18 protein-coding genes are annotated in these 21,220 nt (G+C 59.4%); 16 read left to right on the forward strand and 2 right to left on the reverse strand.

What is annotated here, in order from left to right:
• The first annotated feature begins 15 nt into the window (after positions 1–15).
• Complete coding sequence (locus tag GGD53_RS12865; protein WP_184456476.1) at positions 16–249, forward strand: AbrB/MazE/SpoVT family DNA-binding domain-containing protein; 234 nt, start codon at positions 16–18, stop codon at positions 247–249.
• On the forward strand, positions 246–650 hold the full coding sequence (locus GGD53_RS12870; RefSeq protein WP_184456478.1) for a PIN domain-containing protein: 405 nt from the start codon (positions 246–248) through the stop codon (positions 648–650). Before GGD53_RS12865 ends, GGD53_RS12870 begins: the two co-directional genes overlap by 4 nt.
• Before the next feature lie 206 nt (positions 651–856).
• Here the strand turns inward: GGD53_RS12870 and GGD53_RS12875 are convergent, their stop codons facing one another.
• Positions 857–1,960 carry a LacI family DNA-binding transcriptional regulator gene (locus GGD53_RS12875; protein WP_184456480.1) on the reverse strand — a complete coding sequence of 368 codons (1,104 nt, stop codon included), beginning with the start codon at positions 1,958–1,960 and terminating at the stop codon, positions 857–859.
• Positions 1,961–2,287: 327 nt separating this feature from the next.
• Between GGD53_RS12875 and GGD53_RS12880 the strand changes: the two genes are divergently transcribed.
• The 10 genes from GGD53_RS12880 (at position 2,288) to repC (ending at position 15,647) form a co-directional block, all read left to right on the forward strand.
• Positions 2,288–3,250 (forward strand): sugar-binding protein, encoded by a 963-nt coding sequence (locus GGD53_RS12880; RefSeq protein ID WP_184456612.1) that lies wholly within the window; start codon positions 2,288–2,290, stop codon positions 3,248–3,250.
• 74 nt (positions 3,251–3,324) lie between these two features.
• Complete coding sequence (locus GGD53_RS12885; RefSeq protein ID WP_184456482.1) at positions 3,325–4,866, forward strand: sugar ABC transporter ATP-binding protein; 1,542 nt, start codon at positions 3,325–3,327, stop codon at positions 4,864–4,866.
• 43 nt (positions 4,867–4,909) lie between these two features.
• Positions 4,910–5,935, forward strand: coding sequence for an ABC transporter permease (locus GGD53_RS12890; protein ID WP_184456484.1), 1,026 nt, complete (start codon positions 4,910–4,912; stop codon positions 5,933–5,935).
• 815 nt (positions 5,936–6,750) lie between these two features.
• The gene (locus GGD53_RS12895) at positions 6,751–7,875 is read left to right on the forward strand and encodes a sugar ABC transporter substrate-binding protein (protein ID WP_184456487.1); all 1,125 of its coding nucleotides are present in this window, start codon (positions 6,751–6,753) and stop codon (positions 7,873–7,875) included.
• Between the two features lie 82 nt (positions 7,876–7,957).
• A complete protein-coding gene (locus tag GGD53_RS12900) occupies positions 7,958–9,511 on the forward strand; it encodes a sugar ABC transporter ATP-binding protein (protein WP_184456489.1) in 1,554 nt (517 codons plus the stop codon).
• Complete coding sequence (locus GGD53_RS12905) at positions 9,508–10,488, forward strand: ABC transporter permease (RefSeq protein ID WP_184456491.1); 981 nt, start codon at positions 9,508–9,510, stop codon at positions 10,486–10,488. The genes GGD53_RS12900 and GGD53_RS12905 overlap by 4 nt, the downstream gene beginning before the upstream one ends.
• Positions 10,485–11,474 carry an ABC transporter permease gene (locus GGD53_RS12910; RefSeq protein ID WP_184456493.1) on the forward strand — a complete coding sequence of 330 codons (990 nt, stop codon included), beginning with the start codon at positions 10,485–10,487 and terminating at the stop codon, positions 11,472–11,474. The genes GGD53_RS12905 and GGD53_RS12910 overlap by 4 nt, the downstream gene beginning before the upstream one ends.
• Before the next feature lie 517 nt (positions 11,475–11,991).
• Entirely contained in the window at positions 11,992–13,185 is a 1,194-nt protein-coding gene (gene repA, locus GGD53_RS12915; protein ID WP_184456495.1) for a plasmid partitioning protein RepA, read from the forward strand.
• Between the two features lies 1 nt (position 13,186).
• Positions 13,187–14,188, forward strand: a complete 1,002-nt coding sequence (gene repB, locus GGD53_RS12920; RefSeq protein ID WP_184456497.1) for a plasmid partitioning protein RepB — start codon at positions 13,187–13,189, stop codon at positions 14,186–14,188.
• 154 nt (positions 14,189–14,342) lie between these two features.
• On the forward strand, positions 14,343–15,647 hold the full coding sequence (gene repC / locus GGD53_RS12925; protein ID WP_184456499.1) for a plasmid replication protein RepC: 1,305 nt from the start codon (positions 14,343–14,345) through the stop codon (positions 15,645–15,647).
• Between the two features lie 45 nt (positions 15,648–15,692).
• Here repC and GGD53_RS12930 read toward each other — a convergent pair whose 3' ends face one another.
• Positions 15,693–16,706, reverse strand: coding sequence for a substrate-binding domain-containing protein (locus tag GGD53_RS12930; RefSeq protein ID WP_184456501.1), 1,014 nt, complete (start codon positions 16,704–16,706; stop codon positions 15,693–15,695).
• Between the two features lie 269 nt (positions 16,707–16,975).
• Here GGD53_RS12930 and GGD53_RS12935 point away from each other — a divergent pair, with 269 nt between their 5' ends.
• The 4 genes from GGD53_RS12935 (at position 16,976) to GGD53_RS12950 (ending at position 21,161) form a co-directional block, all read left to right on the forward strand.
• On the forward strand, positions 16,976–18,238 hold the full coding sequence (locus tag GGD53_RS12935) for an ABC transporter substrate-binding protein (RefSeq protein WP_184456503.1): 1,263 nt from the start codon (positions 16,976–16,978) through the stop codon (positions 18,236–18,238).
• Positions 18,239–18,307: 69 nt separating this feature from the next.
• Positions 18,308–19,294, forward strand: coding sequence for a carbohydrate ABC transporter permease (locus GGD53_RS12940; RefSeq protein WP_184456505.1), 987 nt, complete (start codon positions 18,308–18,310; stop codon positions 19,292–19,294).
• Positions 19,294–20,124: a carbohydrate ABC transporter permease gene (locus GGD53_RS12945; RefSeq protein WP_184456507.1), complete on the forward strand. Its 831-nt coding sequence runs from the start codon at positions 19,294–19,296 to the stop codon at positions 20,122–20,124. Before GGD53_RS12940 ends, GGD53_RS12945 begins: the two co-directional genes overlap by 1 nt.
• Positions 20,125–20,135: 11 nt before the next feature.
• Positions 20,136–21,161: an ABC transporter ATP-binding protein gene (locus GGD53_RS12950; RefSeq protein WP_184456509.1), complete on the forward strand. Its 1,026-nt coding sequence runs from the start codon at positions 20,136–20,138 to the stop codon at positions 21,159–21,161.
• The last annotated feature ends 59 nt before the right edge of the window (positions 21,162–21,220 follow it).

A 21,220-nucleotide genomic window follows, 5' to 3' on the forward strand; every position in this document is an offset into this window, starting at 1 on the left:
CAGAAGGCGTTCGCTATGACCACCACCGTTACTGCGAAAGGGCAAGTGACCATTCCGAAGCCTCTACGGGACATGCTTGGCATCGTTCCTGGCAGCCAGGTCGATTTTCATCGTGCTGCCGACGGCAGTGTGGTTCTGACTTGCGCCGACAAGAAACGGCCGGCGAGCCGCTTCGAGAAACTGCGCGGCCATTCCGGCAAGGGTCTCGATACCGACGCCATCATGGCTTTGACGCGCGGCGAAACGTGACACTCGTCGATACCAATGTGCTCCTGGACCTCGTGACAAACGACCCGGAATGGGCGGACTGGTCTATCGCGCAGCTCGAGACGGCAAGTATCGAGGGGCCTCTCCTGATCAACGATGTAATTTATGCCGAACTTGCGGTTCGGTACGAGAGAATCGAGGCGCTGGAGGCTTTCCTGGAAGAGGCTGGCCTCAAGATGATCTCGATGCCGAAAGCCGCTTTGTTTCTTGCCGGCAAGGTCTTCACGCAGTATCGCAAGGCAGGCGGGATGCGCACCGGCGTGTTTCCTGATTTCTTCATCGGTGCTCACGCTGCCGTGCAACAGCTGCCACTCCTGACACGAGATCGCGGCCGCTATTGCAGCTATTTTCCCTCTTTGAGATTGATCGCGCCCGGTGCCTGAGGCGAAGACCTGCGTTATGGCAGATTTCAACAAATCTCCTGCAGCGGAGGCCCAAGCTTTTGCGCGGCTCCAACACTGTCGGCGACAGCCGGTTTGGCCTTCGCACCAAAGCGTGAATCCTGTTTATTGAACAACCAGAGAATGATGCCGACCGAGACGGGGATCATGCTCCAACCGTGCAGTGCCCCGCCGGCTCGACCTCGAGTCTATCGCGGCCCATGTGCCCCGTCGAAGATATGCCGCGCCTTGGCCCTCGGCGCAGCGACGGAATGACGATTGACCAGCGAGCATTCGAGCTTCGTAATTGGATAGCGCTTGCCGGGCATGGTCTGCAGGTTGAGATGTTCAATTGCCCACTGACCCATGGCGAGGTGCGGAAGGACCGAAGTGGTCAGTGCCGGTACCAGATGTCTCGAAATTTCTTCGTCGTCGTAACCGACCACCGACATGTCCTGGGGAATGCGAAGCCCGGCATCTTTGAGCGCTTCGTAGCATCCCACTGCAGTGCGATCGTTCTGGCAGAAGATCGCGGTCGGGGGTTCCTGCAAAGCAAGCAATTGCATCGTAGCGGCGTAGCCGGCACCGGCCGACCAGTCGCCTTCAACGACTAATTCTGGATCGAAGGGTAAATCGGCGGTCGCTAGTGCGCGACGGTATCCCGTCAGCCGGTCTTGTGCAGCCTGCATCCAGATTTCACCAGTGATCGTCCCTATGCGATGGTGGCCGTGCGTGATCAGATGCCGGGTGGAGCTCTGGCCTCCGGCGATTTCACTTGGCACCACGGCTGGAAAGGTATGATCCGCCGTGTAGCAGTTCAACAATACGGTCGGGATGTTGAGTTCAAAGACATAAGAAGGGAGTTGGACCTCTCTGGTATAGATTGTCATGTATATGAGTGCGGATATGCCCCCGTTCGTCAGCGCCCTGATTGCTTTTGGCTCCATGACGGGATCACCGAGCGTTTGGGTAACCAACAGCACGTTGCCTGTATTCCACGACGCTTGGCGGGCGCCCTCGATCGCGACGATCGCTTCCGGGCTGGTAGCGAGCTGATCCACGGCGAAACCAATTACGTTGTCCAGGCCCGAATAAGAGGCCTTCATGGTATAGCTTGTCCCCATATAGCCGAGAGCGCGCGCCGCCTCCAATACGCGGTCGCGAGTCTGCTGTGAGATGCGGGTGCCGGGCGTGTCGTTGAGCACGAAGGAAACAGCCGCCTGTGAGCAGCCGGCCGCCGCGGCAATGTCCATCATAGTCACGCGGGCGGGCTTATCCATTTCAGGATTCTTTTGGGCCTTAGGCTTTCGCATTCGGGGGAAAGATCTCCGGATCTTGGAAGAAGTTGCGTTTTAGGTAATTAATATTAGCACTTATCTGAAAGTGCTGGCAATCGCGCGAGAACCTGCAACGCTTGGCAATCTTCACTTTAAAACTTCATCCTCACTAGCCCGCGATGAAATGTTTTGATGCGCATTGATAATACTATTTACTAATTAAGATTCTTGTATACCGTCAGGAGGGCGATCGGAACCTATGCCACTCGTCGCTTTTGCGGCGGCCCTAGGAGGGGGCGCGCATTCGGCCGGCCGCAATTCGCAAATGGGCCCATGCGACTGCGGCCCCTCGGGAGGTATATTATGAAACAGCTGAAACGGAATGCAGCCTTGTTCCTTGCCGGGCTGATACTGAGCGCGGCGCCGATTGCAATATCCAATGCCGCCGACAAACCGACTCTTGCTTTCGTCGTCAACGGAGCGTCTGACTTCTGGAAAGCTGCGGAAGCGGGCGTGAAGAAGGCCCAGGCCGAATTGCCAGATTACCAACTGGAGCTGAAGTACCCTGAGCAGGCATCGGTAGCCATCCAGCAGCGCCTGATGGAAGACCTGGTCAGTGCTGGCGTCAAGGGGATCATGGTTTCCGCAGTCGATCCCAAGACTCAGACCGAGGGCTTGAACAAGATCGGCTCACAAACAGCTCTCTTCACGACCGACAGCGACGCTCCGCAGACCAACCGCGTCGCTTATATCGGCTCATCAAATATCGACGCGGGTCTGCAGGCAGCCGAAATCGCGAAGAAGGCAATGCCGGATGGCGGCAAGTGCATCGGTTTTGTCGGGCTCCTGGGAGCCGATAACGCCAAGGAACGCATTCAGGGCATGAAAGATGGGCTTAAGGGCACGAAGATCGAGCTGATAGATGTGCGCGGCGACGATATCGACCAGACACGCGCAAAAAAGAATGTCGAGGATGCTTTGGTGGCCAGCCCCGACGTCACCTGCATGGTCGGCTTCTACTCTTATAACACGCCACGCATCTATGAGGCGCTGCGCGACGCCGGAAAGCTTGGTCAAATCACCGTCGTCGGCTTTGACGACGATCCGATCACGCTCGGCGGCGTCAAGGAAGGCACGGTCGCGGCAACCGTCGTGCAGCAGCCATTCGAATGGGCTTATCAGGGGATGAAGCTGATGGCAGCCTACCTCAAGGGCGACAAATCAGGTGTTCCCAGCAACGGCTTGATCATCATTCCGACAGTGATCATCGGCAAGGATGACGTTGATAAATATGCCGCTAACCTGAAGGCCATGGCCGGCAAGTAATTCTCTTTCGCGGCGGGGTACTCCTCGCCGCGAAAGACGTTTCATGCCGTAGCATCCGCAGTCATGGACAGGCAATGAACCATAGCTCAGACATCTCGTCACCGGACGCGCCAGCAACGCCGTTCCTTTCGCTTTCGGGCGTTGGCAAGACATTCCCAGGTGTCGTCGCGCTTGAGGGGTTGTCGCTCGACATCTTGCCGGGAGAGGTCATCGGCTTGGTCGGCGAGAACGGGGCCGGGAAATCGACGCTGATGAATATTCTCGGCGGCGTGATCGCTCCGGATCGGGGCACGATCCTGCTTGATGGCGCAGAGCTTCACCACCTGACTGTGGAGTCGAGCATCGCATCCGGCATCGCCTTTGTGCATCAGGAACTCAACCTCTTCGACAATCTCGACGTTGCCGCCAATATCTTCCTGGGACGTGAGCCGTTGACAGCGGGACCTTTCAAGTTTGTCGATCGCGCTCGGCTTCGCGAGATGGTGACCCCGCTCTTGAAGCGCGTAGGGGCACATTTTTCCGCCGATACACCCGTTTCGGCGCTTTCCCTTGCCGAACAGCAGATGGTGGAAATCGCCAAGGCACTGTCGATCAAGGCCAGGCTTGTCATCTTCGATGAACCCACTTCCAGCCTGCCGCTGGCCGAAACCGAACGGCTGCTGAACATCATCAAATCGCTGAAAGCGGATGGTATCAGTGTGATCTTCATCTCGCACCGCCTCCACGAGGTTGAGCGCGTAGCGGACCGGGTGGTCGTATTGCGCGACGGCGCGCTCGTGGGGACCCTCGCCAAGAAGGACATTGGCCATGATCAGATGGTCAAGCTGATGATCGGCCGGTTGCTCGCGGCGCGGACGGCAAAGCCGCAGCGCTCGCCAGGTTCAATTGCATTGAAGGTAAGCGGCGTGCGCACGGCGGCCTATCCCGGCCGCCCCGTTGACCTGGAAATCAGATATGGCGAAATCCTGGGGCTTGCAGGCCTCGTCGGATCTGGCCGCACCGAGCTTGCAAGGGTACTCTTTGGCATCGATCGGAGTTACGGCGGAGCCATTCTGCACGACGGACGCCAAATTGCGATCGGTTCTGCTCGGGACGCCGTCGCCCGCGGCATCTTTCTGGTGCCGGAGGATCGCAAGCGCAATGGCATTCTTCTGGATCTTCCGATCGCCCAGAACATCACGCTTGCCGATCTTCCCAGGATTTCTAATCGCTTCGTGGTCTCCTCTGAACGGGAGATGGAGGCCGCTGAAAAGCAGCGTGTTCGTCTCGGTATCAAAGCGCCCTCAGTTTCGACGCGAACCGGCACTCTGTCCGGCGGCAACCAGCAGAAGGTGGTTCTAGCCAAATGGTTGTCGATGAGCCCGAGGGTCATGATCTTCGATGAGCCGACGCGCGGCATCGATATCGGCGCGAAGAACGAAATCTATGGCCTGATGCGAGCGCTTGCCGATGCCGGTGTGGCGATCCTGATGATCTCCAGCGACATGGAAGAGGTGATTGGCGTTTCTGACCGCATCGCCGTCATGCACGAGGGCCAGATTGCCGGCATTCTCGAAGGGGACGAATTCAGCCAGGAAAGCGTCCTTTTGCTTGCTGTCGGCAAAAGCGTAAAATAGCGGCTGCGGCCATTATGAATGGGTATCGGGGGATGGGTCTCGAATGATCAAGAAAGATCTTGGACTGCTGCTTTTGATCGTCGTTGTCGGCGTCGTTGTCGCCATCATCAACCCGCGCTTCTTGCTGCCGATCAACCTTGCGAACACCGCCAACCTGATCGGCCTGTTCGGCATCCTGTCGATGGGGCAAGCTTTTGTCATTATTACGGGCGGTATCGAGCTTTCGGTGGGCTCCCTCGTAGCGCTTCTTGGCGTACTGTTCGTCGATTTCATTGCCGTACAAGATATGCCCTGGATGCTGGCGCTACCGCTCATTCTCCTGCTCGGCGCAGTCATAGGCGCCGTTCACGGTTGGCTCATAACCCGGCTCAACTTGCAGCCATTCGTCGTCACCCTCTGCGGCCTCCTGATCTATCGCGGGGCAGCGCGCTTCTATACGGCCGACGGAACGGCGGGATTTGCTTTCGGCCAGAATTTTCCGGAGCTTGAGTTTCTGACCGCGGGGCGGTTCTATGGCATTCCGAGCACCTTCATTGCTATGGTCGTCATTGCCGTGGCCATGTGGCTGGTGCTTCATCGCTCTGTGTTCGGCCGTTATCTTTACGCGATTGGAAAGAACGAAGAGGCTGCTCGCTATTCAGGTATCCGGACCGACCGTTTGGTTATGACGGCCTATGTCATATGCGGACTGCTTACGGCGCTTTCGGCGATCTACTTCTCTATGTACACGCGGTCGATCTCGCCGGCGAGCCATGGCCAGTTCTACGAGCTCTACGCGATTGCCGCCGCCGTGCTCGGCGGCTTTTCACTCCGCGGCGGTGAGGGATCGATCGTCGGGGTCGTGCTGGGCACAGTCCTACTGCAAGAGTTGCAAAATCTTGTGAACCTGCTCGGCATTCCCTCGTCGCTGAACTTCGCCGTCATGGGTGGCGTGATCCTCATCGGCGTCCTGATCGACCAACAATGGCATTCGATCCGCGCAAGGCGACGTCTCGTCTCCGCCGCACGACAGGCTGAATCCCGCCATCCGAATGACGGGACCTTGCCACTCGTTGCAAACAGGGATTAGGCAGTTTAGTCGAGTATTTACTGCTGCTCGTCGAGGTGAGCGTGACCGAAATTAGAGGACATTGTCGCGCCTTGGCCAGATCGATCATCGCCTGCCAATTTTCCTCAAGAAATCCGCTCCTCCCTCCGCGAGCGACATCGTTCGTGAAAATAACCGGTAGTCGATGGCAATTCAAATATTGCCGCGAACGCGACTGATCTGGCGGCGCGAACCAAGTGATAAAATTCTCGTGTTCCGCTGTCGGCCAATGCACCGGCAACGTCCAAAATGGTAAGGTTGTCGAGCAGTCTTCCGCCGATGACTTCTCTCAACTCACCCCTGGTCGTTAACTTTCCCACCCAGGCCAGTCATTCAAATTGATCAGCATGTGGTTTTCTATTCGATCAATTGTGCCTTCATTCTGCGTCAGAAAGCTAGCAGCTTTGGGCGACTTAGGTACCTTCGAGCTTGCTCGAGGCAGGGCATCGGGCAATTTCGTTGCTACGACAAGCTCCAGTGCCACGGCATCGTGTGAAGTGAATTCGCGGCGGCAAAGGAGCAGCTTCAGGACAGGCCCCGGCGACCCTACCTGCTCCGGATGAGCCTGAGAATCCGCGTTAATCAGGTCATTGCGTGCTTCTTTACAATCGTGATTGGCAGCGCTACCATCGGCTGCGTGACGCCCTCGGGAGGAGCCCATCCGGCGTCATTTGGATAGCGTATCGACATGCATTGCCGGACCGGCAACCGACTGCAGAACAAACTGCAGCGGACAGTCGATGATTCCGACACCCATTCGATGCCGATCCGAACATGGCAACAAATGGGAGGATTCGATGTACAAGACATTGGTCGGCGGCCTTCTCGCCGCGGCTGCATTTACGCTTTCCCACTCCACGGCTCTTGCCCAACCGGAAATTGTCAGCGGGCCTGCGGCCGACCCTGACTGCTTCGTGCCGTGGACGGCGGATACCAAGTTCTTCAAATTTCCGAAAAAAGACGGGCCTTATCGCATCGCGCTCGCCAATGGGTATATCGCCAACACCTGGCGCATTCAGATGATCCAGACGGCGAAAGCCTATGCCGCTCAGCCGGATGTCGCCGCCAAACTCAAGGAGTTCAAGGTCGTTTCCACCGGTGAAGACGTCCCGGCGCAGATTTCGGCGATCAACAACTTCATCGATTCCGGTTACGACGCCATCGTCGTCAATGCCCAGAATCCGACGGCATTCGGACCGGTCATCAAGCGCGCCAAGCAGGCCGGTGTTGTCCTGGTCGCCTTCGACAATATTCTCGATACGCAAGACGCAATCAACGTCAACGTCGATCAGAAGGGCCTGGGCGTGTTGTGGGCTAACTGGCTGGCAAAGCACCTGCCTGACGGCGGCAAAGTTCTCGAGGTGCGCGGGGTTGCCGGAACGTCAGTCGATACCGACCGCCACAACGGCATACACGAAACCCTGGATGCCACCGGCAAGAAGTGGGATGTGGTCGAAGTACTAGGCAAGTGGGACGACCCGACGGCACAGAAGGCCACCGCCGACGCGATAGCGGTGCACAAGAAGTTCGACGGCATCACCGCGCAAGGCGGCGATACCGGCGTCGTGCAGGCAATGATCGATGCCAAACATCCATTCGTGCCGTTCGGTGGCGAAACCGAAAACGGCTTCCGTAAGTTCTGCGCCAAATATGCTGGCGAAGGCCTGAAATGCTCCTCGGCCGGCACCGGGCCTGCCCAGGTGGCGGTTGCCATCAAGACGGCGATCGCAGCACTTGAAGGACAGGTCGTGCCGCAGTCCATCAAGCTGCCGCTGGCAATCGTCGAAGATCCGAACTTCAAGGAGGGCCAGGACTACTATCCGGATCAGTCGGACAATTTCTTCGTCGGCAACGCTTTTCCGACCTGCGGCATCAATTTCACCGCACAGGAGATCATGGGGCAGTCGAAGGAAAACCAATAGGCCGGGGTCCAACCGGATCACTTGAGCGGCGTGCCGCGGCTCTGCCCGCGGCGCGCGAGAAACACCTGCCCCGAGGACATTCATGACGGCACCAGAAAAACCGGCGGCAACCCCGCTCTTTGAGATGAGCGGTGTATCGAAGCGTTACGGCGGCGTGCATGCGTTGGAAAACGCCAAACTCACAGTGGAAGCCGGGAAAATCCACGCCATTCTCGGCGAGAACGGCGCGGGCAAATCCACGCTGATCAAGATCATGGCCGGTGTCGTTGCGCCGGATGAAGGCCGCATGCTGCTTGACGGGCATCCGGTGACCTTCCGCTCCCCGGCCGAAGCTTCCGCCGCCGGCGTCACCTGCGTATTTCAGGAACTCTCGCTGATCCCGGACCTCAGCGTTGCCGACAACATCTCTATCGCCGCTCCGCCGCGCCGTTTCGGCCTGATTGACCGCAAGGCGCAACGCGTCATCGCCGAGGAGATGCTCGCGCGGGCAGGCGCCAGCGACATTCATCCGCGCGAGCTGGTCAAGGACCTGCCGCTCTCGCGCCGACAACTGGTGGAGATCGCCAAGGCGCTCGCCTGGAAACCGCGCATTCTCATTCTTGACGAAGGAACGTCGGCACTGACGGCAGCCGATGTCGCCGAGGTCTTCTCCGTTTTGCGGCGGCTGAGGTCCGAAGGGCTGGCACTCCTTTATATTTCTCATCGCATGCAGGAGATCGCCGAATTGGCGGATCAATGCACGGTCTTGCGCAACGGCCGCAATGTGGCGAGTTTCCCGGCAGCCACGCGCAGCGATGGCGAGATCGTCGAAATGATGATCGGTCGGGAATACAGCCGCGCCTTTCCGCCGAAACCGGAACGGGTTGCGAAGGATGAAGTCCGTCCGGTCCTCGAATGCCGCAAGCTCGGCTGGGCGGATACGCTGCACGACATTTCACTCACTGTCGGGCGTGGTGAAGTCGTCGGCCTTGGAGGCCTGGATGGACAAGGGCAGCGCGAGCTGCTGCTTGCGCTCTTTGGCGTCCTGCGCGGGACCACCGGTTCTGTCCTTGTCGACGGCAAGGCGGTTACGCTCGCAAGCCCGGCAGCGGCAAAATCCGGACAGATCGGCATGGCGCTCATCCCCGAGGACCGCAAGACGGAAGGCTTGATGCTGCCGATGACGGTCCGGGAAAATCTATCCTTTGCGGTACTGGACCGGGTGTCCAGAGCGTGGGTGATAGATCAGGAAAAGGAAGAACGGCTGATCGAGGAGATGGTACAGCTACTGGCGATCAAGACGGCAGGTCTCGACATTCCGGTCGGAGCGCTCTCCGGCGGCAACCAACAGAAGGTCGTCATCGCCAAGTGGCTGATGCGCAAGCCGCGGATCATTCTGCTCAACGATCCGACACGCGGCATCGATGTCGGCACCAAGCAGGAGATCTATCAGTTGCTGCGGCGCTTGGCCGAAGCGGGAGCAGCCATTCTCTTTTATTCGACGGATTACGGCGAGTTGATCGGCTGCTGCGATCGCGTTCTCGTCTTCTACAACGGCAGCATCAGACGCGAATTGAAGGGCGACGGCATCACCGAGCATGCGCTGGTGGCGAGCGCACTGAATGTCGGCAGCGAGAATGTGGGGAGCGCGGCATGACGGAGTGGCGTTACCGGTTGGGCGAATGGCGCGGCACGCTGATGGCAGCCGGCATATTCCTCGTCATGTTTGCAATCTACGTCTCCAATCATCCCGCCGGACTGACGGCCAATGTCGTGCAGACCGCGGCGAACAAGGGCGTGCTGCTTGCCTTCGTCGCGATGGCTCAGACGTTGGTGGTGATCACCGCCGGCATCGACCTCTCGGTCGGGATGATCTTCATCCTGACCAATGCGCTGGCCTCCTGGCTCGTGCTCGGCTCGCCGCTTGAAACTGCTCTTGGGGTGATGGCCGTCCTGGCAACCGGTCTTGCCTGCGGCGCGCTCAACGGCCTGATCGTCATCTATGGACGGTTGCAGCCGATCGTTGCCACGATCGCTACCGGCGCTGTGTTCTTCGGCATTGCCCTCCTGCTGCGACCCTTTCCCGGCGGATCGGTCAACGAGGAACTCGCAGACGTCATGACCGGCAAGGTCTTCGACCTCTTGCCGGCCAGCCTTGTCGCTCTCATCGCCGTCGTGCTCGTCATATGGGTACCGTTCAGCCGCTCCCTGATCGGGCGGGCGGCCTATGCCTCCGGTTCATCGGAGATCGCGGCTTATATGTCCGGCCTGCCCATCCGCCGCGCGAAATTTACCGCCTATGCGCTCGCCGGTCTTCTTGCGTCGATTGGCGGGCTCTTCCTCACCTTCTTCACCTTCACCGGCGAGGCAGCCTTTGCGAGCGGCAATGCCTATACGCTGTTCTCAATCGCTTCGGTGGTGCTCGGCGGCGTATCCCTGTTCGGCGGCAGAGGCAGCGCGATCGGCGCAATCTTCGGAGCCCTCGCCTTCCGGACCATCGGCGACCTGCTCTTCGTCTTCGATTTCGATCCACTGTGGCAGCCGCTGTTCCAGGGTGTGGTGCTGCTCGTCGCGGTGAGCCTTGGCGCGTTCGCATTGTTCCGTGTGCGCAACCGCCTGGAATGGTTCGGATGAACAACCTAATGCGAGAACACTCAGTGACCCTGCTTTCCAAGTTCATGCATCGGCTGGACCCGGCCATCGTCACCGCCTTCGCCTGCATTTTCCTTCTGCTCATCATCGGCAGTTTCTATTCGGCGAGTTTCCTGTCGCCGGAATATCTCCTGCAGCAGTTGAAGGTCGCATCCTTTCTTGGCGTCATCGCCACAGGCATGATGATCGTCGTGCTGCTTGGCCAGATCGATCTTTCCGTACCGTGGTCTGTCGCCGTCGGCGGAATGATGGCGTGCGCGGCTGCCGCTTACGGCCCACTCGGCGAAGCTCTGGCCATGCCCTTCGGCATTGCCTGCGGCATGGCGATCGGGCTCGCCAACGGGATCGGCGTCGCCTATTTGCGCATCCCCTCGATGATCATCACCCTGGCGACCAACGCCGTCGCGCAAGGACTGATGGTCGTCTATACTGGCGGCTTCTCGCCGCAGGATTCGGCAACAGTTGCGATGCGCTATCTGGCAACCGGCTTCCTTCTGCCCGGGCTACCCAATGCCGTTCTCATCTGGGCGGTCGTTGGCGCCGCAACGGTCTTCGTCCTTAACCGCACGACATTCGGCCGGTCCGTCTATGGTATCGGCAATCGGGAGAGTGCCGCCTATCTTTCCGGTATCAATACCCGCCGGATCGTCATGATCGCCTTCATTGCCTCAGGGGCGCTGAGCGCCTTCGGCGGTGCCCTGCTTGCTGGCTATGCCTCGAAAGCGGCGCAGTCCATGGGCGATTCTTATCTCCTGCCCTCGATCGCCGCCGTCGTCCTCGGCGGAACCTCGATTCTCGGCGGCAAGGGCTCCTATCTGGGCACCGTTGCCGGCGTGATCCTGATTACGCTGCTGCAATCGATCCTCTCCGTCATGCAAATGCCGGAGGCAGGGCGGCAGATCATCTACGGCGTCGTCATCATCGCCATGCTTTTGCTTTACGGCCGCAGCCCAGCCAACCGGCAATAGCGCGCCTGCGTTACTGCAACGCCGGATCAAAATCGCAGGACCACCGCCGCCCCGTCTGATGAAAAAGAAACGCTGCTCTTTTCCAGTAGCCCCAGGCACGTGCATGTTCAGCCAAATCGAGAAATTCCTTCGAAGCCTCTATCCGCTCGTTAAAATGCTCGGTCGCTACGCGGAGGCTATCCTCCGTCGAGAGCGGTGGGCTCAGGCAGTGGCTCATCGTCCAGTTTATAAAGAACGGAGAGGCACGATGGGGGATCCGGGCCACGGTGGCCGGGGAAGCTATTCTGAAGCTTCACGGGCTTTCAGCCATACTTGAACTCCGACCGGCCTGCCAATCGAATGTCGCCGTCGAGATGGCTTGCAAAGCAGTGAAATCTATCTCACTCGGTTAGCCGTTTGGGATCTGGACGGTGCTGTTTGTTAAGCGTTTGTAAAATGCCAACGAATCGGGGCATATAGCAACTGCGCAACTGAAGTGCTTTCGTTCAAAATTGCGCAGTTACGCGGGAAAGAGATCATGCAGCCGAGTCTTGCTCTTCAAGACGATCAAGAGCACCTTCCGTCGCTTCTGGCAACGGATGCGAAGGAGTTATCCTATCAACTTCAGCAGCATCAGGCCAAAATCTTTCCCCCGCTGTCGCAAAAGACGATCAGGACATTTTCGCCGGCGGAGGCTGCGGCCTTCATCGGCATCGGCGAAGGTTATCTCCGGCAGGTGGCAGCCGACGGCCATGGCCCGGATCCGCTGGCAAACGGACGCCGGCTTTATAGTGCAACCGACATGGACCGGATCCGGCGCGTCCTCGACGAACGGAACGGCACGCCGAAATATGTGCCCGCTCGCAGGCCGGGCGAAAAGCTCCAGATCGTCTCGGTGATGAATTTCAAGGGCGGCTCCGGCAAGACCACGACCGCGGCCCACTTCGCGCAATTCATGGCGCTCCGGGGCTATCGCGTACTCGCTGTCGACCTTGACCCGCAGGCCTCCCTGTCTGCCCTGTTCGGTCATCAGCCGGAATTCGACGTCGGGGAGGGCGAAACGATCTACGGCGCGATCCGCTATGACGATCCGCGCCCGATCGCCGACATCGTGCGCGCCACCTATACGCCGAACCTGCATCTCATTCCCGGCAATCTCGAACTGATGGAATTCGAGCACGAGACGCCGAAGGCCATGGCATCGGGTACGGCGGAGACGATGTTCTTCGCCCGTATCGGCGAGGTGCTGACCGACATCGAAAGCCTTTACGACATCGTCGTCGTCGACTGCCCGCCGCAGCTTGGCTTCCTGACGATGTCGGCGCTCTGCGCCGCGACCTCGGTCCTGATCACGGTTCACCCGCAGATGCTCGACGTCATGTCGATGTCGCAGTTCCTGACGATGACCAGCGAGTTGATGTCTGTCGTCGAGAAGGCCGGCGGGCGCACCAGCTATGACTGGATGCGCTACCTCGTGACGCGGTTCGAACCGAATGACGGACCGCAAAGCCAGATGACCGGCTTCATGCGGGCGATCTTCGGCAATCGCATGCTCCACAACGCGATGGTGAAGTCGACGGCCGTTTCCGATGCCGGCGTCACCAAGCAGACACTCTACGAAGTCGAGCGGTCGCAGTTCACACGCGGAACCTATGATCGGGCGCTGGAGTCGCTGAACCTCGTGAATGGTGAGATCGAAGCGCATATTCGCTCCACCTGGGGAAGGAGATAGGATGGCGCGCAAGAACCTCATCGAATTTTCCGCACCGAGCCCGGCAAGGGCGGAAGCGGTCGCGCCGCGCGATAATCGTCCGATAGCCGGTTTCGTGCCGCAGGAGCGCAGTGGCGGGCCAGTCGGCGGTATCACCAAGACGCTCGGCAACATCACCGAAAAGATGGAACGCGCCAGCGAACTGGAACGGCAGCTTGCCGCCGGCCAGATGATCGTCGAGCTTGATCCCGGGCTGATCGACGGATCTTTCGTCAGCGACCGTCTGGCGATCGACGCGGCTGAACTCGCCGAGCTGGTCGAGCAGATCCGCGAGCATGGGCAGCAGGTCCCAATCCTCGTGCGTCCGCATCCGGAAACCAAAGGCCGCTATCAGGTCGCCTATGGCCATCGCCGCCTGGCGGCCACGAGAGAGATCGGCATCAGGGTCCGCGCTGTCGTCCGCGATCTGACCGACGGCCAGCTGGTCGTTAGCCAGGGACAGGAAAACAGCGCTCGCACCAATCTCTCCTATATCGAGCGCGCGCTCTTCGCGTCGCGGCTGGAAGAACGCGGTTTTGGCCGTGACGTCATCATGGCGGCGCTGAGCGTCGACAAGGCGGCGCTGTCGAGAATGCTGATCGTGATACGGCAGGTGCCCCTTGATCTCATCAACGCCATCGGGGCAGCGCCTGACATCGGCCGGCGGCGATGGCTGGAACTGGGCGAACGGCTGGAAAGCGCCGACGTCGACAGGATCATCGCGGAGTTGTCCGCGGACGACGCACGCAAGATGCCGAGTGACGAGCGGTTTCACCGGGCATTCGTTCTGGCAACGAAGAAGGTCGCGGCACCAAAGCCGGCGGTCGTCAAATCCGAGGTCAGCGGCGTGCCGGTGACCGTCAAGAAAACAGCGTCCGGCGCCACCTTTGTCTTCGACGGCAAGAGCGCCCCCGGTTTCGATCAATTCGTCCAGGAACGGCTGCAGGGCCTGTTCCAGGAGTTCAACAAGTACAGAGGAGCGTAGCGCGCAAAAGAAAAAGGCCCCCAACGACGCCGTCGTGGAAGCCCTTCTCAGATCTTAAGCACATCGAGAATCGCATTTCCACGAATCACAGTCAAGCGTCTTAGGCACCAAAGTGGTGGACTGTTTTCTTTTGCCTGAACGAAGGTGAAGGCAAATGGAGAGTGGATATGTGACGACGCCCTTTGGGCGGCGGCCGATGTCGCTCGGCATGCTGGCAAGCCAGCAACTGGCCGAGAGCATCGAGCCTGGGATAAGACGCAGCAAGTGGAAATTGTTCAGGGCGATCTGCGAAGCGCGGCCGGCACTCGGCGTGACCGATCGGGCGCTGACGGTGCTCGATGCGCTTCTGACCTTCTACCCCAATGACGAAATTTCCGAGGAAAACGGCCTGATCGTCTTTCCCTCGAACGCGCAGCTTTCGCTTCGCGCTCGCGGAATGACGCCGGCAACGCTGAGGCGCCATCTTGCCGTGCTGGTTGAGGCCGGCCTGATCCTGCGCAAAGACAGCCCGAACGGAAAGCGTTATGCGCGCCGCGACCGGGAAGGGGAGATCGGCGAGGCTTTCGGCTTCAGCGTCGCTCCGCTTCTGGCGCGCGCGGTCGAAATCGAAAACCTGGCCGCCGAGGTGGTTGCCGACCGAGAACTCATCCGGGCGACCAGGGAGCGCCTCACCGTGTGCCGGCGGGATATCTCGAAGCTGATCGCAGCAGCGATCGAGGAAGCTGTGCCTGGCGACTGGGAGCAGATGTCGCTGATGTTTCGCGATCTTATTCGCAGGATTCCGCGCGTCGCAGGGGCCGAGGAACTGGCTTTACTGCTCGACGAGATGGGGCTGCTGCGCGATGAAGCCGTCAACCTGCTGGAAAGACATATAAAATTAAAAAAACTAGACGCCAATGAGTCTCAAACTGAGCGCCACAAACAGAATTCAAACCCCAACTCCACATCTGAATTTGAACCAGGCTTCGAAACGAAGCAGGGCGCGAAGCCGGCGACCGATAACGACCCGCTCGCCGGACCGCAGGACGAGCAAAGATTGAAACATCCGGCATCGGCCGGCGCAATGAGCGGCAGGAAATCCGGCGCGCCTGAACCGGCGGCGGGACATACGCTGAAATCCTTCCCGCTTGGTTTGGTTCTTCATGCCTGCCCGCAAATCCTCGATTATGGGCCGGGTGGAACGATCGGCAATTGGCGCGACCTGATGTCGGCTGCCGTCGTCGTCCGCTCGATGCTCGGCGTCAGCCCCTCGGCCTATGAGGAAGCCTGCGCCGGCATGGGGCCGGAAAACGCCGCGACGGTGATCGCCTGCATTCTGGAAAGGGGCGGGCATATCAATTCGCCCGGCGGTTATCTCCGCGATCTCACCCGAAGGACCGAGAGAGGCGAATTTGCGATCGGCCCGATGCTGATGGCCCTGGTGCGGGCGAATGGTGGAGTGCGGCGCGATGTCGGCTGATGAACTTCAGTTGCTACACACTCGGCCATCGAGCGGTTGCTCTCATCAGCGCGGCGGCGCGGTACTCTCCCGCAGGATCAGCTCGACTGGCCACAATTCGTGGATCTCGTCTGCGGGGCGGCCAGCGATAAGCTGTAGTGTCAGCTCGGCGCAGCGTGTGCCGGCGGCACGCATGGAGGACCGCGTGGTCGACAGCGATGGGACCATGTTCTCGGCCGTCAGATAGGGGAAGACGTCGTCATGGGCGATGACGGAAACATCCTGTCCGACCGTCATCCCAAGCGAACGGACGGCACGGTAGACACCAAGCGCTGTCATGGTGGAACCGGCAACGATGGCGGTCGGGGCATTGGCGCTCTCCAGAAAAGAGCGGGCGTGGCGAAAGCCGCTCTCGTCGGAGAATTTATCGCAAACCATCAGGCTGGGATCCGCGGTGAGCCCACGCTCCTGATGGGCGATCCGAAAACCCTGTTCGCGATGGATCGAATAGGTCTTGCCCCGCAGGCCATTGATCATCGCAATGCGCCGGTGCCCGAGATCGAGCAGGTGTTCGGTCACTCTGCGCACGGCATTTTCATTGTCGATATCGAGCCAGGCATGAACGTGCTCGGTCTCCGAGCGGCCGTGGACCAAAAAAGGCACGCCGAGGCTGTTCAGCATTTCGATCCGCGGGTCTCTGGGGCGTGGCGAATGAATGATCACGGCGTCTACCCGGCGGCTTTCGACCAGGCGCCGGTACGCCTGGATCTCGTCGTCGTCATTATGCGCGGTAATAGGTGTGATGAGAATATCCGTATCGGTCGTTTCCAGGCGCTGCGCCATCCCCGACACGAATTCGGCAAAATGAATTTCTCCTGAACGCCCCATCATGACGCCGATCGCTCCGGCTCTTCCGGTCTTCAGGCGCACGGCATTGATATCGGGGCGATAGCCAAGCCGCATTGCTTCGCTGGCAACCCGGGCGCGCGTGGCTTCGCTCACCTCCGGATAGCCGCTAAGTGCGCGGCTGACCGTTGTCGGAGAAAGCCCAAGCTGCTTTGCAAATTCACGAAGTTTCATCGATGTCTTCTTTGTCCGGGAAATCAATGGACGATGCGTTGATGATGCGCAACGGGCAAGTGCCGATTCAGTTCAAATTGAAAACGATTTCAATTATGTCGCGTTGAAATGCCGGCTACGGATGCCGAATATACGCTCCTATCCGCGCAGCATGGCTATTATTATCATACAAATGCAACCACCAGAAGCTAGTTTTGGTGTCTTGACGTAATCAAAGCCTTCTGCAATGTTCCGTTTGCCAAATCGATTTCAATTTCTGGGAGGAGATTATGAAAAAGTTTGCTCTGGCCTTGTCCGCGCTTGGACTTGCTCTCGCGGCTGACCCCATCCACGCCGCAGAAATTTCGTTTGCCGCGAACACCACCGGGAAAAACGTCGAATTCCTGAACAAGCAGCTCGCGATTTTCGAGAAGGCGACCGGCAATCAGGTGAAGCTCGTCACCATGCCATCGTCGAGCAGCGAACAGTTCTCGCAATATCGCTTGTGGCTTGCTGCGGGAAACAAGGACATCGACGTCTATCAGACCGATGTCATCTGGGCACCGCAGCTCGCCGATCAGTTCATCGATCTCAAGGAGGCCACCAAGGACGTGGCCGGCCAGTTCTTCCCGTCGATCATCGCCTCGCAGACTGTTAACGGCCGGCTCGTGGCGCTGCCGTTGTTTACCGATGCTCCGGCGCTGTTTTATCGGAAGGACCTGCTCGAGAAATATGGCAAGCAGCCGCCGAAGACCTGGGACGAGATGGCCGCAACCGCCAAGGAGGTACAGGACAAGGAACGTCAGGCCGGCCAGAAGGATGTCTGGGGTTACGTCTTCCAGGGCAATTCCTATGAGGGGCTGACCTGCAACGCGCTCGAATGGGTGAAGTCGTCGGGCGGCGGCCAGATCGTCGAGCCGGACGGGACGATCTCGATCAACAATGAGAAGGCGGCAGCAGCGCTTGAACGCGCCAAGGGATGGATCGGTACGATTTCGCCGCCCGGCGTGCTCGCCTATCAGGAAGAAGAATCCCGCGGTGTCTGGCAGACCGGCAACGCTGTCTTCATGCGCAACTGGCCATATGCCTATTCCCTCGGCAACGGCGCCGACAGCGCCGTGAAGGGCAAGTTCGACGTGATGACGCTGCCGGTTGCGGCCGCCGGCGACAAGCCATCCTCGACACTCGGCGGCTGGAACCTGGCGGTGTCAAAATATTCGGGGAAGCAGGAGGCAGCCATCGCGCTCGTCAAATTCCTGGCGTCGGAGGACGTTCAGAAGGCTCGCGCCATCGAGCTCTCCAATCTGCCGACGCTGACCGACCTTTATGACGACAAGGATGTTGCCGCAGCACAGCCCTTCATGCCGAACTGGAAACCCATTTTCCAGGATGCGGTGCCGCGTCCTTCGGCGACAGCCAAGGTGAAGTACAACGAAGTGTCCTCGAAGTTCTGGACGGCAGTGCACAATACGCTGTCCGGCAGCGGCTCGGCCGCCGAGAATCTCGAGCTCCTCGAGGCCGAGCTGACGACCCTCAAGGGCGACGCCTGGTGAGTATCGGGACCGGCGACTGAGAGGTCGTCGGTCCATCCTCCGGATGGGCTTAACAGGGGATAGGCTTTCATGACTGAAATCGTAGCTCCACAAGCAGTTGCACCAAGGGCGTCCCGTCTCAGCGCCTCTACGGAGCTGCGATCCGAGCGCGTTCGATCGGCCTGGATGTTTCTGGCGCCGACGCTGTTGATGCTGGCAATCGTCGCTGGCTGGCCGCTCTTCAGAACGATCTATTTTAGCTTTACGAATGCGTCACTCAACGATCTTGGCAATGCGCAATTCGTCGGCTTTGCCAATTATCTGTCGTGGGTGACGCTGAAGAGCGGAAAGACTGTCTATCGCGGGCTGCTTGCCGATCCGGTCTGGTGGAATGCCGTCTGGAACACGGCCAAATTCACTCTCCTTTCGGTGGCGATCGAGACTGTGCTCGGCTTGATCGTTGCGCTGGTGCTGAACGCGCAATTCGTCGGGCGAGGAATCGTTCGCGCCGCAATCCTCATCCCTTGGGCGATCCCGACCATCGTTTCGGCCAAGATGTGGGCCTGGATGCTCAACGACCAGTTCGGCATTCTCAATGATATCTTGCTCGGCTTCGGCCTGGTCAGCGAAAAGATTGCCTGGACCGCCAATCCCGAAACGGCGATGATCGCCGTGCTGATCGTCGACGTCTGGAAGACGACGCCCTTCATGGCGCTTCTGATCCTTGCCGGGCTGCAGATGGTGCCGGGGGATATCTATGAAGCGGCCAAGATCGACGGCGTCAACCCGATCAAGGTCTTCTGGCGTCTGACGCTGCCGCTGATCCGCCCTGCCATCATGGTTGCCGTGATCTTCCGGATGCTGGATGCGATGCGCATCTTCGATTTGATCTATGTTCTGACGCCCAACAATGCGCAGACGAAGACCATGTCGGTCATGGCGCGTGAGAACCTGTTCGACTTCGATAAGTTCGCCTATGGCGCCACCGCCTCGACGGTGCTTTTCCTCATCATCGCCTCCGTCACCGTCTTCTATATCTGGCTCGGTCGCGTCAAGCTCGGCGGGGAGGAACGCTGATGTTGCTTTCGATCACCAAGAACACGCTCTTCTACCTGCTCGTTACGATCATCGTCATCGTTGCGGTTTTCCCGTTCTACTATGCGATCCTCACCAGCCTGAAGACCGGTACTGCGCTTTTCGAAGTTGATTATTGGCCGACCTCGATCTCCTTCGGCAACTATGCTTCCGTGATGGGGCAGGGCAGTTTCGTTCGCAGCCTTGCGAATTCCGCGATGATCGCCTGCGTCGTGGTTTCAGCATCGCTGCTGCTCTCGATCACCGCTTCGTTCGCTTTGGCCCGGGTTCACTTCCGCGGACGGGCACTGTTGATGCTGACCATCCTGTCGGTGTCGATGTTTCCGCAGATTGCCGTTCTCGCCGGTCTCTTCGAACTCATCCGATGGATCGGCATCTTCAACACGCCCTTCGCGCTGATCTTTTCCTACGTAATCTTCACGCTGCCCTTCACCGTCTGGGTGCTGACGACCTTCATGCGGGAATTGCCGATCGAGATCGAGGAGGCGGCGATCGTCGACGGCGCCTCGCCATGGGTCATCGTCACCCAGGTGTTCATGCCGCTGATGTGGCCGGCGCTGGTGACGACCGGGCTGCTCGCCTTCATCGCCGCCTGGAACGAGTTTCTTTTCGCGCTGACGTTCACATCGTCCGATACGCAGCGGACGGTGCCGGTCGCCATCGCCCTGCTTTCGGGCAACAGCGCGTTCGAAATCCCATGGGGCAACATCATGGCGGCTTCGGTGATCGTCACCGTCCCGGTTGTCGTGCTTGTTTTGATATTCCAGCGCCGGATCATTTCGGGGCTGACCGCCGGCGGCGTCAAGGGTTGAGGGAGTAGGACATGGCAGAGATCCGACTGGAGGATATCCGCAAGAGCTTCGGCGCTTTCGAGGTGATCAAGGGCGTGACGATGGAGATCCGCAGGGGCGAGTTCATGGTGTTCGTCGGGCCGTCCGGATGCGGCAAGTCCACGCTGCTGCGGCTTATCTCCGGGCTCGAGGACATCACCTCGGGAACCCTCGCTTTCGACAATGAGACGGTAAACCGGCACGCGCCGTCAAAGAGAGGGATCGCCATGGTCTTCCAGTCCTACGCGCTCTACCCGCATATGACGGTCTTCGACAACATGGCGTTCGGCATGAAGCTTTCCGGGAGCAGCAGAGACGAATGCCGCCAGCGCGTCGAACGGGCCGCCGGTATGCTGCAGCTTTCACCCTACCTGGACCGCTTGCCGCGACAGCTTTCCGGCGGACAGCGTCAGCGTGTCGCCATCGGCCGGGCGATCGTACGCGATCCCAAGGTCTTTCTCTTCGACGAGCCGCTGTCCAATCTCGATGCGGCGCTTCGAGTCGCGACAAGGCTTGAGATCGCCAAGCTTCATCGCAGCATGCACGGTACGACGATGATCTATGTGACGCATGATCAGGTCGAGGCCATGACGCTGGCCGATCGGATCTGCGTGTTGAGAGACGGCGTCGTCGAGCAGATCGGCACGCCGCTGGAACTTTACGAAAGCCCGAACTCGGTCTTTGTCGCGGGCTTCATCGGTTCGCCGAAAATGAACTTCCTATCGGGCGGGCTGGCACAGGCCTATGACAGCCATACGATCGGTGTGCGCGCCGAGCATGTGCTCATCACGGCCGAGTCGCCGGTTTGGAGCGGCACGGTCATCCATTCCGAAATCCTCGGTTCCGATAGCTTCGTCTATCTGGACATCGGAGCGGATGAGCCGCTTGTCATGCGAGAGGCCGGCGTCTCTCGTCATGAGCCGGGCCAGACGCTTGGCCTCACGCCACTTGCCGGTCACATCCACCGTTTCGACCAGTCGGGCCGGGCGCTCGAACGTGAATCCATGCGGGCTGCCTGATCTTTCAGGCATCAATGTCCTTCCCAGGCTCGATCCGCTTCAACTACAAGGAGAAAAAG

This window comes from Rhizobium aethiopicum, from assembly GCF_014197535.1.
Taxonomy (GTDB): Bacteria; Pseudomonadota; Alphaproteobacteria; order Rhizobiales; family Rhizobiaceae; genus Rhizobium; species Rhizobium aethiopicum_A.